Source organism: Parachlamydia acanthamoebae (assembly GCF_000875975.1).
Lineage (GTDB): Bacteria > Chlamydiota > Chlamydiia > Chlamydiales > Parachlamydiaceae > Parachlamydia > Parachlamydia acanthamoebae.
The window spans coordinates 670,333-684,487 of sequence record NZ_BAWW01000066.1 but is presented as its reverse complement, the minus strand read 5'-3'; the positions used below and the strand labels follow the sequence as shown (position 1 = coordinate 684,487).

Below are 14,155 nucleotides of genomic sequence, written 5' to 3'. Positions count from 1 at the left end.
AATTTTCCATGTCGCTAAAGCACACATCTTTTTACCTCTTTTTATTCAGTCTTTTGACCTTCCAAATGGCCATCGCATTTGAAGAAGAAAAAAATCTTGTTGTTCGTCTTAATATGGATGATCAGCTTGTTCCGATTTATGTAGCTGAAACCCATTCAGAAATGTCTCATTTAGAAGCTGCCTATGTTAAAAAGCTGACCTCTATTTTACAATTTGACCTGAACCACAATGGGATGACTTATGTCTGCTCCTCTGAAAAAAAATGGAATGCTTTAACAAAAAATCCCCTTCAATTCACGGAAGAGCAATGGCAAAACCTCCCTTTTCAAGGGATTATTAAGCTTTTTTTAAATCAACAACACCTCTCGGGTGAGATCGCGCTAAAAGATTCGCATGCAATTAAACGATTTGAAGGGCTTGCCCTTAGCGGTAACCTAAATGATGATCGCAAAGTGATGCATCAAATTGCGGATACGCTTTATAAAGCGCTTTTCCATCAACCAGGAATTGCGACATCTCGAGTTCTCTATACAGTGAAAACCCCCGATCGCTCAACACAAGAAAAGAAGTGGATCTCCGAAATTTGGGAAGCGGATTATGATGGCTACAATCCCAGAAAACTCACGACACATAAAACGGTGGGCTATTGCGTCACACCAAGCTACATTCCTGCTAAACCAGGATTTTCAAGCGGCAGTATGATTTATACATCCTATAAAAACGGACAGCCAAAAATTTATGTGGCGCAGGTCAATGAAGGAATTGGTCGCCGCCTCAATTACGTGCGTGGCAATCAATTAATGCCCACAGTCTCTCCTCAAAGAGATCAAATTGCATTTATTTGCGATGTGGGTGGTAACCCTGACTTATTTATTCAGCCATTTTCTATTGAAAAAGGAGCGGAGGGAAAACCTCGCCAAATTTTTTCCTGCGGGCAATCCGTACAAGGAACCCCAACGTTTAGCCCAGATGGAAAAAAACTCGCTTTTGCCTCGAACAAAGACGGCTCTCCTCGCGTTTATATTCTAGACATCCCCAAAGAAAATGTGCTTTTAAAAGATATTAAACCTAAACTCATTACCAAATATTCACGAGAAAGCACGGCTCCTTCTTGGTCCCCTGATGGAACAAAAATCGCCTACTCTTCATTGACGCAAGGTACACGCCAAATTTGGGTATACGATTTGCGTAAGCAAGAAGAAAAACAAATCACATTTGGAAGTGGGCATAAGGAAAATCCCTCATGGTCTCCAAATAGCAAAATGCTGATTTACAATTGCACCGATAGTCAATCCAACTGCCTTTATCTGGTCGGGTTGCAAAATTCCAAACCAACAAAAGTGGGTGCTAGCGAAGGTGAAAAGCACTATCCTTCCTGGGGAGGATAAACAAGTAGATAAGTTTTTCAGAATTTTGATTGTTTTCTCTTGAAAAAAACACATTTATTCTGCAAACTTGTCTTTTTTCTGCACTGGTAGCTCAATCGGATAGAGTACCCGGCTACGAACCGGGCGGTTAGAGGTTCAAGTCCTCTCCAGTGCAATGATTATTTCAGCATTTCCTACTGGCCCTTTTGAAACAAATGCTTATGTCGTGGGTTGCCCACAAACGCATCAAGCAGCTATTATAGATCCAGGAGTCGGCAGCGCTAAAGTTATCGCAAGCTACCTGACTTCTCGGAAGCTGACCCCCACCTCCATTTTATTGACACATTCTCATTGGGATCACATCGCCGAAGTTTCTCTCCTTTCAAATCAATATCATATTCCCGTTGCAATTCATCCATTAGATGTTCCAAATCTTGAAAAACCGGGATCCGATGGCCTTCCTTGTTGGGTTTCTTTTGCAGGCGTCATCCCCGATCAGCTTTTGCATGAAGGTCAGCTTCTAAAAATTGGAGAACTCACTTTTACAGTGATCCACACACCAGGGCATTCTCCTGGAAGCATTTGTTTTTATTGTCCTCAAGAGCATCTTTTATTTTCTGGGGATACTTTATTTCAAGGCACCATAGGCAATCTTTCATTTCCCACTAGCCAACCAGAAAAGATGTGGGATTCTTTGGATAAGCTAACCAAATTACCTGCGATAACGCGGGTCTATCCAGGCCACGGCCCTGAGACAACCATTGGTGCAGAGTCTTGGTTGCCAGATGCAAGAAAGTTATTTGATCATTAGTTTCAACTCTACAATTTTCTATTATTGCTCACAAAAAGGAGATATTTTATGGGAGTATTAGTTGGAAAAAAGGCCCCTGATTTTATCGCAAAAGCAGTTGTCGAAAACAAAATTGTGCAAGATTTTTCTCTCTCTCAATATCGAGGAAAGAATGTTGTGCTTTTTTTCTATCCATTGGATTTTACATTCGTTTGCCCAACAGAATTACATGCTTTTCAAGAAAAACTAGCTGAATTTGAAAAAAGAAACACCCAAGTGATTGGATGTTCAGTTGACAGTCCTTATTCACACTACGCCTGGATTAATACACCAAAATCCAAAGGCGGAATAGAGGGAATTACCTATCCGATCGTTTCCGATATTAATAAGTCTATCGCTAGAGACTATGACGTTCTCATCGAAGCCGAAGGGATTGCATACCGCGGTCTATTTTTAATCGATACGGAAGGAACTGTCCGTCACCAAGTTGTGAACGATCTCCCTCTCGGTCGCTCAGTTGAAGAAGCCATCCGTATACTAGATGCTTTGCTTAACTTTGAGCAGCATGGGGAAGTTTGCCCAGCAAACTGGCAAGTTGGCAAAAAGAGTATGCTCCCAACACCCGAAGGACTCGAAAAATACTTCGCTTTCCAAGCTTAATCACGCTCTTGATGTGGGACTATCTAATAGATAGTCGCATAAATCTGCTTCAGTCAGCACGAGGATGCTGTGATAAATTTTGCATAAGGGAGTCAAGGCATGAATAATTTCAGAATCTCCTACACCTGGAATCCCAATCGCATCTATTTGTTCAATGGATCTTTGATTTTCTAGTAGGTGAAGACCCTCTATGTAATCTTGAAAGCTAAATCCCTCTTCTTTGACACGAAAGAAGACAAGATCGCGCTGATATAGTAAAGCTTGTACAGCAAAATGCAATCCTCTGCTTTCTGGCGGAGGGTTGCCAAAATAGTCGACTAAGTGAGAAAGCGTCTTACAGTAGTAAGCTGTTCGAAATTCACCTTTCTCTGCCTCGCCAAACATCACCATCGTGTAATTTTGCATCACAACATTCTCCGATTTCTCAGTTGCTATGACCGTTACCTTCTCCTCATTTTCTATATCGAAAAAATTTTATTTATTCGTCTATTTTTTTATTCTTTTTTGATTGATTTCATAACCCGTTTAATTACAATTACTTAATTTTATTATAATCGATTTTCCCAAAAAAAAACAATTCCCCATCTTCCTTGAATTTTAGGAAAAATTTAATTCACGTCGTGCAGATGATAGTTGACGTCGTCGTTCTCTTCCAGCTGCTAAAGCGGCTTCCGTTGCCGCTAAGGCTTCTTCATTTTTAAAAATCGCTTCTTGCACGTGATCAGCTAAACTAGGCCAAATTACACCGAGAGCATTAGAAATCTTATATTGTCTCAAAATTTCATTCGACACCCTTAAGACCAAATCATCACGTTTTAGTTGTTTGTTTTGCTGGACTTTTTCAATGCATTTAATCTGAAGCTCTTTAACCTCTTCAACAAGCATTATAGCTCTTTTAATAACACTTGGATCTATAATCGAATTTTGCCTTGCTAGATATTTCACAAATTTTGCTGGATCTTCAGCAAATACCATTAATATCAAAATATCAAGTTTTAGTTGGTTAATCTGCTTAACTTTTTCAATGCATTTCTGGGGCTTTATAATTTCTTCCACAAGCTTTAAAGCTCTTTTAATAGCATTTGAATCAATAAGCGGATCTTTCTTTGCTAGCTCTTTCACAAATTTGGCTGGATCCTCATCAAATTCAATATTTCCTTCTAGAGAAATGCCTATAATTTGTTTATAAAATTCTACGCAAGGATCTATCACAAATTTGGCTTGATCTTCAGGAAATTCAATATTTTCGTCCAAAGAAATGCTTATAATTTGTTTATAAAATTTTCCGTAAGGATCTTTTCTAAGATTAGAAGCCTCCATTAAATGTTGAAAAACTCTAAAGTTCCCTGCAGAACATTTGAGAACAAAGGCCTGCAACATATTAATATCAAAACATGCCGTCTTAAGAATCAGCTTTAAGGTTTTAAGCTCCCCCGATGCACTAAACATCAAATGGCGAGGAGATAAATTGGCGGGTGATATTTTTTTTTCGTGCAACCAGTTAATAACGGTGGCTAATGCCCCAACACGATCTTCATCTTCCTTGGCAAATTGATCTCGTTGGCTAAGCCAATTGAGATCTAGTGGATCCGCCAGACGTTCCATAATAGCATATGCACCTGAAGCATCAATCTCAAAAACTTCGGGCATTCTAAGTACATACCCTTCCTCTTTCGATAAGCATTTGCGTGTTCCCAGGATTGCCTCATTAATGGGGATCGAGACAATCTTTTGCTTATCTCCTTGAATAGCAAAATGTATGGTTCTATCAAATCCACGGGATTTTTCACCAATTCTTTCTCCCAGAACAATTTCTTTGCCATTGACACGCAGAATATCACCCGATTTTAGCTGACTTCTCCATGCCAGGTGCTCGTAATCTCTCTGTAAAAAAAATTCACACTCCTCATTAACAAAAGCCATTTGCAATTTTTCCAAACTGGGTTTAACAGTACCCCCTTTACCAAATTCTTCGACTAAAGATTTTAAAAACCGATTAAAAAAACGAATGTCAATCTTACGCTTATATTTATTTAAACATGTCATCAAACTTTTAAACTTGTGAGCCTTTAAAAAATCAGGTCCCGCTTCTGCATTCCAAATTCCTGGAGAAAGAATTTGAATAGGGAATCCTTGTGTGGTATGTAACAAAGTAAAAAACTTTTGTTCTAACCACATAATTTGGACATGCCTTTCGCGCAAGCTTTCATAGCTTTCGCTTTTTTCATGCATCATTTGTCGTAAAGAGGGAAAGAGAAGATTTTCATATAGATTTGTCATAGCACACGATTTTTTTAAATAATATTGCGAAGCAATTTAATTTAAATTTTTATTTATTTCAAGTGTGCTGGAAAAATCTTGATGAGCACATTCTTTTCGATATTTTAGAATGTGCTCATACATGGTTTCATAACGCTCTCGTTACATGCCAAAGTCAAAAATAGAATCATAGAATGTATGGATGTTTCCTTCTGCCGCATTATCCGAGTGTGAATCTTCACCTAAACCAATACCATCATACTGTTTTACATTCTCACTCGTGTTTGGATTTCTTGAATCAGTCTGCGGATTAAAGGGATTATGATTGATTATTCCCGAACCAGTTAAAGGATCTTTCTCAAAAATAAAAGGAAATTTCTCTTTTAATTTCTGAATGGATTTATTCTTTAAAATTTTCTTTGTAATCAATTTGAATTCTTCTTTAAGAGCCACCTTCGCCTCCTTTCTTATTGGCAAAAGTTTTGCTTGATTCTTTATCGCTGACCTCGCTCGGTCAACAATAGATAACGTTGCGACAGAGACAATCTTCCTAAAGGCCTGCTTGGCATGTGTGATTCCACATCTTATCATGGTGACAACCGCTTGCATACCCTTTGGATTCGATATGAGCATAAGCCCAACTGTAAAAACCTCACAAATTGTGCCACATACCCAACCAAGGCTCTTTTGGCTTAGCTTTTCCCTAATCCCTGTAAAATCTCTATTACAAACAGCTTGAAAAACCTCTCCAGCATATCGAAAAAGCTTATCAAGGCTACCACCGGGATCGGCATAACCATTAGCTATTCCAGCTACAGATTCATAAATGATATTCGAATCTTGGCCGTCAGCTTTAGCTTCAGCATTTTCTTGATGTGATATTTGATCTTGGTCATCAACTAGACCTGCATCTAAACCATACAAATCAATATTTATTAGGGGATTGTTATTTGCATAGGCATAGAGATTTGCCCCCGCTTCATAACCAAGGGGATCAGCGGTTATCCAACGGGCCGTTTGAGGATCGTAATAACGTCTTCCATAATAAATGAAGCCTGTTTCTGAATCACATCTTTTGGAACAAAAACGCCAAGCACTGGTGGGTTCTTTGTTATTACCCGCAGAATCGCTAATTGTCTCTTCTCCAAAAGCTGTGTATCGGTAGACATCAACGGGTTCACCTGCAGTGCTTAAGAGAACTTGGACATTGCCTATGAAGTTAGTCACAGGAATGTACACTTGTCCTTGAATTTCAAAAGCAATAGCAGCGCCAATCTCTCCCCCTTGACCACGTCCAAGCGTGCGAAATTCAATTAAACGCCGATCTTTATCACAAACACCCACTTCATTATATCCCTGGTAAAGGTAATATTCGGCATCTTGAACAATCCATGCATTTGTCAAGGGATCCCAAAGCGCTTTAGATTTAGAAAGTCGTCTGCTTAGATCATCATAGGTGTAATTGAACCGCGTATTCCCAACTGTGACAGAAAGCAAGCGATCCCAGACATCATAGGCGTATTTTTGATCATGCCGTTCAGTTAGGTTTCCATTGGGATCATAATAATAAGTGCCATCCCGGTCTCCTAAAAGCTGATTGAGAGAGTTGAAATCAAAACACTCCTCATCTTTCATCAAACGATTATAGAGAGAATCATATTGATATGAGTGACTAGCTTGGCTTGATTCAGAGTTAAGCTGATAAAGATCATCATAGGAATATTGACAAGGTAAACTGCCTAGAGGATCTGTGTAAGTTTGCTTGAGAAGGTTTCCAACATCATCATACATTACGTCCGTCTCACTAAAATGTGGAGAGTGGATGGATTTATGCCGCCCAAGCAAATCATAGGTGTAAGTTGTTTTACCTAGGTTAAAAGGAAGGCCTTTTTGAACAACATTGCCCGCTTGATCGTACTTGTATGTCTGTGAGTAAAGCTCTTCGCCCGATAAATTGAGCCGCTTAACCTCTGTTAAGTCTATAGCGTTATATGTGTAGACCACGTGGCTATCATCAGGAAGCGTACTCGAATGAATCCGTCCCTGTCGATCGTATGCATATCGCATGCTAAGGCCGTTCCCTAATTTTTCTTCAACCAATCGATCACACCGGTCATATGACCTGACATTCTGGCAATTGTTGACAAAATCTTGAACGATAATGGGATTGTCATTCAAATCGTAGGTATAAGCATAAGAAAGTGTCTGGTCAGCAGAAGCAATAGCCGATAGACGACCTTTGGCATCATATGTAAAATAGATCAAGTTCCCATCAGGTTTTGTTGTGGAAACTTTTTGACTATAGTTGTTAAAGGCGTGAAAGGTACTTTTCTGCTCGGGTGTTCCCACAGCTTCAATACAAGAAGCAACATCCCCAATGGAATTATAGGTCCATTTTGTGATAACTTCTCGATCAAAAGCATTTTGTTTAAAGACTTTTTCCCGCGTCTCGATTAACTGTCCTACGCCATCATAAAAAAATTCTCGCTGCTGAATGATTTGACCAAAAGCGTTTTTAATTTGAAGGGTAGAGATATTATTGTGCGTGTTATAAATGGAAACAGTCACATTTCCTTTGGGATCCGTTATTTCGGAGTAAGGAACAGTCAGGCCATATACATCCACATAATCATAACGATAAGTTACACGTGTGACATTGCCTTCAGAATCCGTCACAGAGGTAGGTTGCTTATGACAATTATAAGTCGTCTTTACAGTGCTTACCCCCGCATCTGAATAAGTGCTTGTTTCTACTTGATTCCCATCAGCGTCATAGACAAATGTTTGTTTACGCAACACATTTTTAAAGGCATCCTCTTGGCGCGCTTCAATGACATAATCATGTAAGTCATACGCAAATACATCTAAGGTATAATCATTTTCTCCATGACCAAAGAATGTTTTGATTGTTTCCTTCCGTCCTAGAGGATCATAGGTATAATAAACAGCAGAGCCTTCCTTAATAGCACCTGTTAACTGTCCTTGAGGGTTATATTCATAAGTCGTCACATGCCCCTTTGCATCTGTTTCTTTAAGGAGATGGAAAGCTGAATACTCATAGGAATGCTTTCCTAGACATTCTCCTTCAGGAGAAAAGGATTCACTTGTCAGAGCACGATCTTTATAGTCATAAGTATAAACGGTTCTCATTCCATTTTTTTCGGTTTTTTCTTTGAGATTTCCATCAAGAATATAAGTCATTCTTTCAATTGAACCATCAGGATAGTTAATGTAGTAAGGCTGTCCACGAATCGTATTCTGTTGAATGGTCAGATCCTCATTTCCATTTCTGGTTTTAGTAACATAGCCCAATGCACTGTATTCAAACTCTTCTGTAGGGGCAAAAATCTCCCCATTATCTCTTGGTAGAGGTGGATAAATCGTTTTAACAAGCCTATTGAAAGCATCATATTCATAGCAGGTCTTGTTGCCATAATGATCAATGCTTGCTGTTCGATTGCTACGTTTATCATATTCATAAAAAAGCTTATAACTAATATCCGCTTCGTCAATGGTTTCAACACTTGTGAGACGGTTCATGAAGTCATAAGAAAAGTTCTTCCTATAAGGGAGGTGAGATCCTCTTTCACTCAGTACGTTATCGTTGGCATCGAAGGTGCGATAAATGGTTTCCCCCGCCGCATTGACTTGTTCTATCACATTGCCGTGAGCGTCATAGGTCCAGTGCAAGCGATAGCGAGGAGAAGGTGAACGATCTGTTTCAAAATGGTCCTGGGCAATTAGTCTCCCATGCTTGTCATAATGATTCACTACTCGTTTAAAACATGCATTTTGTCCATTTGCATCGACACAAGAAAATTTTTCTTCTTCAGGCAGATATGTTAAGCCCTCTTTTACAGGTGAGATTTCATGAATAAGACATTGACGAACATTTGTGCGATTTAATTCATTCGTTTGCGAACCATCATCTGTAACCTCTCTGGTCAGCATCCCTTGATCATTGTACTGGTAAAAATGACGCTCTTTGATGTTATTTCCATCATAAATGAACTTTGTTGCGACTTGGTCTTTTCCCTTATAGTAGGAATATTTGGTCTTTTTGATTCCTTCTCTTTCGCACACCTTATGGTTGTAGGAAGTTTGGAGTTCGTAATCGCATATTTTTACATGAGATTCACAACCTGTTTTAGCGACTTTTTGATCGTTACCCACCATAGGGTTGCACATATTTTGGCCACTTAAATTTCCTTCAATCGTCTCTGTCAAAGGATTACCATAAGCATCATAAGTAAAGTGGTGGAGAAGCTGAACACCATTATTTTGATCTGTAATGGCATGAATCATGAGATTGGTGTTGTTTTCTCCTCCCCAATAAAAGTTATCCCGGCGATGAGCCCCTTTGGCTAATCTGCCGCAATATTCAATCTTCGTCAGTCTTTGAGAAGTATTGTAATGATAAGAAGTTTTATTTCCCTGAACATCTCTAACAATTGTTTCTCCTCCTTCACCTTGACCTTTTAATTTGTACTCAAAAGAATAGGTTTGGATAGGATCCGAAGTGAGCCCCACTGGCTGCATAATGCATTTTACAGTGTGATGTCTCGGATCCTTTATATCTATTTCTGTGCCTCCACAAGCTTCATTTTTCAACCAATAGGAAATTTGAACATACCGAGAATCTGGGAGTATTTTTTTGACAAGGTGAGGATATTCACAAAAATCACCGTAAACATACTTAATTGAAGGCACATCTGTACTTTCAACATCGAATAAAAGCCATTGATGATTAATTTTTTTAAGTGAATAGCTCACTTTTCGCTTATCACTGGAGAAAATTTCTATGGTTTTCTCTTTGTTTGTAGAATTCATGTAAATTTCATAATGAGAAACATAGTTTCCTTTCGAATCATAAAGAGAACAAGCATTTACTTGTTTTTTTTTATAATAATAATCAAAAAAATTCCCATTAGGATGATGAGATTGATAAATATAAAAATTATCATTATCTTTAAAAGAAAGATGGGTAAAATGGTGCCGCATTCCCGATCCTTCTAAAATAGATAAATGGCCTCGTCCACTACCGGTATGGTTATGCAAGCTGATATTATTCGGATTTGTTTTTCCTGAAATCTCCCCTTTTCCACAATTCGTCGCTCCTAATTTTAGGGACTCAGGTGATATATTAGATTTTGCGGGAATGGGTTTATACCCTTCAAATTTAGCAATTGCTCCCATTCCCTCGTTCAATAAAGCTTCAAACCTATCTTTTTGTATTGGGTAAAGATGCAAAACTTTGTAGTGATTGAAATTCCATCCCACAGATAATGAGCCATGACTTCCAAAAGAACTCGCATAGGTACGTTCAAGAGTAAGCGGAGTAGAAGATGGCAACACAAGATCTATATCATGCTGCACAAAATCACCTGTTACTACATTTACCATGCCTTCTACGATTCCATTAGGAATACCTAAAAGATTGGCGAAGGAAATTCGAATATCATTTTTTTCCTTTGACCGAGGGGTTCTTGCAATTTCTTCAGATGGCTCCAGTAGAAGATCTTCTTCTTCCGCCATTAAAGCGCTAAATAACAAAATAAAGGTGACCAAGAAATATTGAAATGATCTCATGACTTCTACTCCAAATCCAAATGAATAAAATCGAGTTGTTATATTAAAATTGAAAATAGATGTCAAATATTTATAACCAATTGTAAGCACAACGTGAAAATGGTCACCACTTGTGCAAAGTAAAAATGTCACCATCTGAAGTATTCTATTTGTCAATTACAAATAGGAACATCAAATGGACATGATTAAAATGAACAGAAAAGAATCTTATAATCGAATAGATCTGAAGTCAGTATGAAGATTTTGATCCTATTGGCATCCGAATAGCTTTTAAAACGACATCATTTGAAATTCAGTCATGAATAGATTAGAAAGCTAATGATAGAAGAAGGGATATGGCAAGCAAATAAACGAAAAAAATTAAAAATTGCGACAAAGAAAGCCAAGAAGGTGAACTGGAGCAGACGGATGGGAGCTATGCAGATTGATTTGAGAGGGAAGGGCGCCGAAATGCTGCTTATTAGTAATAATTGATGATGCGACAAGCAAATTGCAAGAACTGAAATTTGTAAAACATGAGACTAGATAAGATTATTTTGACCTATTAAAAGAATATATAAAAAGCAAGGTAGACCTGTTGCAATTTACACAGAGACATTCAATTTTCAAACAATAAGAAAATTTCATGTTTATGGCAATACCCAGTTTTGGTATGGCGATGAAAGTGCGAATGGAGTACTGCAAAATAGACTCATTAAATTAATGCGTCTAGATGGAGTTTTGGATATGAATGAAGGAAATATTTATCTAGAAAAGTTTCTGAAAGACTAAAATAAAAAATTTGCTAAAAGCCAAAAAATAGGGTCCGAGCACATCGAGAGTTACCTTTAGAAATGGGCCTAGATAAAATCTTAAGCGTAAAAAAAGAAGACTTTCAAGGTAATTGACGCAGCAATTTGAAAACCGTTTGTTATCAATTTCAACCCGATGAAATAAATGCTCGAAGATTATTAGGATCAACAGTGTGGATATATGGTTCTCATCTAGGTGTGATCATTGAAAGAAACGAACAGGAATATAAATATACCATTCATGAAGAGGCATCAAGAACTGAAACAATAATGGATCGAAAAAAATCAATGGGTGTGATCGAAAAATATCGAAGAAGACATATATAAATCAATCCATTTTGAAATAGGCTTGAAGATCTCAATGGTGGTATTTTCATTTTGCGTTAACAATATGCGGCGGATTTCTCGCTAAGAAATTGATTATACCAAAACAAGAAGGGCCTATTGGCCACAACTTCCTCTTAGATAGTGAAGTTCGTGAAGTAACAAGAAATCGCGAACTGTGCATATTCAACCAATTCTAGCTCAGAAGTTGCGGTTCAACATGAATTTCTAGAATGAAAATATGATTTCAATCATCGGTTTTCAAAATTAGCACTGACATTTAAATTTAAATCTTTGTTCTTGGCCTTCCATATTTAATTGCATAATCAGGCTGCGATGTCAAGCTTGGTTCGAAAATACTTAAAGTAAAAAAAATCACATAGATCTAATCTAGATGTTTATTGTAATAAATATAACAATTTTAAGATAACAAAGATAAACTTACACAGACATCTATTGAGATTATTAAGAGAGTTATCTCTTTATGATGCAAAAGATAAAGTTGAAATACAACATATAAAATCACATCATATATTCTAATTTGTTTTAATGTACGCAAGACTTTTTTAGGCGGGTGTGCTTTATAATATTTAGAAAAATAAAAGAGACTAAATAGTAACAAGGGAACCAGCGAAGGTTCCCCTGTTTTTGCAAGAGTTCAACTCAAGAGGGTTCGATTAGAACGCGTAGATTGCTTGTAATCTATACTCTGAGTAGCTATGTTGACCACCGATTCTCTTTTTGATTTGCGTGGACCATTGTACACGTGCATCTAAAGAAAGGTTGTCTGTTACAGCGTATAAACCTTGTAATCTCCAACCTTTGTAGTTTGTGTTACCACGACCAGCAACAGTTACAGATTCGTTAAGTACGTTACCACGACCGATTCCAGATACATCTTCGTCTGGAACAGCACGAGCTTCTACGTATTGATATTGCACATCTACGGACCAGTCTCCTTCACAGATCACATCACCAAGTGTAAAACCTGCATACCATGCAAAATTTTCACGTTTGTGATGATTGTCTTCCTGCTCTTCGAAGATTTTTCCTCTACCTGAAGCTGTGTTCCACAATACAGCACCGTAGAATTGAGCTGGTGCACAAAGCATTTCTGGATCAAGATGGTAGTAAGTCGTGAACTGTGATACACAGAAACGAGATCCTAGAGCATGCTTCTCATCACAACGGTTTCTCCCGTCATTATTCCACCAGTGTTTTTTCCATGTAATAAAGGAATATTTAAAATCGAATCCTGAATCACAAACATCTAGTAAACCAAATTCACTTACGAATGCAGAGTGGTTAACTTTTTCGTCTACGATAAATGCTCCCATATGTAAATACCAATCAGCAAAATATTCGCAATTGCTGTCGTATTTTACTAAGATACCATCAAAACGGTTTAGGAATTGAACATTGGAATCGAAAATTGTGTAAAGAGGGCGGCGGCCAATTTCAATATCAAAACGTGTACCTTCGCAGCAGTATAGGTTATAACCCAAATAAGCTCTTTTAAGGTTGATTGAATCGCCAAAACCACTTCCGTGAAGGGCTTGTCTTGCGCATCGGCAATCTAGACTTGTTCCATCGATACCTGCAGAATTATCAAATTGCAATTGAATAACACCCCATGTGTTGTCGCAAGAGTATTCTACGAAGAGGTTAGCTTCAATATCATAGTCATCGCGAGAGATTGGAATGCATTCACAATCTTCTTCATCATCACTATGGCAGAATACTTCACAATCATCATCACTACTTCTTCTGTGACAATTTACTGGGATTTTTTTCCCTTGACCGCGTAAGTTTTCGTGTAAACGTTTTTCTTGGATGTGTCTCCACTCTGTGCGAACATCGCCGGAAATTGTTAAGTTTGTCGCTTTTTCAGCAACATTGATTGTGCGCTTTGTGTTGATGTAATCTAGCAAAGCATCCCAGTCTCTTTCATTGAGCTCTTCGTTAAAGCGCGCTTCGTCGCCAAATCTATCGTTAGCTGAATCTGCATAAATTGCAGAAGAAGTGAAACCTAGAGCTACCAGTAATGGCAACAAATACCTAAAAAGTTTCATGATTTTCTCCATTTTTGTTTGTTGCTAAGTTCTATTCAAATATTCTTTGCTAATCCCACCAAATTGTACTTGACAGCCACTCTTGGGCTCGTCTCCTATTTCATCCCTCTATCTACACGAAAAATGCATGACGTGCTAAGGGCATGTATAAGATTTAGTACATTTTTTGTAAATACAATTTGTAAATCTCTTTTTCGCTTTCTTAGCTAAAGCAGGCAATCTCGCTTTGGAAGCGACTGATTCAATTCGGTTGCGATCCTTGCTTTTTACCATTTCCCTTACAGGGGAAGCTTATGCTTAGGC

7 protein-coding genes and 1 tRNA gene are annotated in these 14,155 nt (G+C 38.1%); 4 read left to right on the top strand and 4 right to left on the bottom strand.

Annotation, left to right across the window (positions count from 1 at the left end):
• The first annotated feature begins 8 nt into the window (after window positions 1–8).
• From tolB to AOM43_RS12565, 4 genes are all read left to right on the top strand, one after another.
• Entirely contained in the window at window positions 9–1,388 is a 1,380-nt protein-coding gene (gene tolB, locus AOM43_RS12580; protein WP_059360550.1) for a Tol-Pal system protein TolB, read from the top strand.
• Between the two features lie 80 nt (window positions 1,389–1,468).
• Window positions 1,469–1,542, top strand: a tRNA-Arg gene (locus AOM43_RS12575).
• Entirely contained in the window at window positions 1,543–2,178 is a 636-nt protein-coding gene (locus AOM43_RS12570) for an MBL fold metallo-hydrolase (RefSeq protein ID WP_006340649.1), read from the top strand.
• A 48-nt stretch (window positions 2,179–2,226) separates the two neighbouring features.
• Window positions 2,227–2,817, top strand: a complete 591-nt coding sequence (locus AOM43_RS12565) for a peroxiredoxin (protein ID WP_013925751.1) — start codon at window positions 2,227–2,229, stop codon at window positions 2,815–2,817.
• Here the strand turns inward: AOM43_RS12565 and AOM43_RS12560 are convergent, their stop codons facing one another.
• The 4 genes from AOM43_RS12560 to AOM43_RS12545 form a co-directional block, all read right to left on the bottom strand.
• Window positions 2,818–3,222 carry a hypothetical protein gene (locus tag AOM43_RS12560; protein WP_006340651.1) on the bottom strand — a complete coding sequence of 135 codons (405 nt, stop codon included), beginning with the start codon at window positions 3,220–3,222 and terminating at the stop codon, window positions 2,818–2,820.
• Between the two features lie 192 nt (window positions 3,223–3,414).
• Window positions 3,415–5,097 (bottom strand): DUF2851 family protein, encoded by a 1,683-nt coding sequence (locus tag AOM43_RS13900; protein WP_059360548.1) that lies wholly within the window; start codon window positions 5,095–5,097, stop codon window positions 3,415–3,417.
• A 141-nt stretch (window positions 5,098–5,238) separates the two neighbouring features.
• The gene (locus tag AOM43_RS12550) at window positions 5,239–10,665 is read right to left on the bottom strand and encodes an RHS repeat-associated core domain-containing protein (protein ID WP_079978283.1); all 5,427 of its coding nucleotides are present in this window, start codon (window positions 10,663–10,665) and stop codon (window positions 5,239–5,241) included.
• A gap of 1,792 nt (window positions 10,666–12,457) precedes the next feature.
• On the bottom strand, window positions 12,458–13,852 hold the full coding sequence (locus AOM43_RS12545; protein WP_226987532.1) for a putative porin: 1,395 nt from the start codon (window positions 13,850–13,852) through the stop codon (window positions 12,458–12,460).
• Window positions 13,853–14,155: the final 303 nt, after the last annotated feature.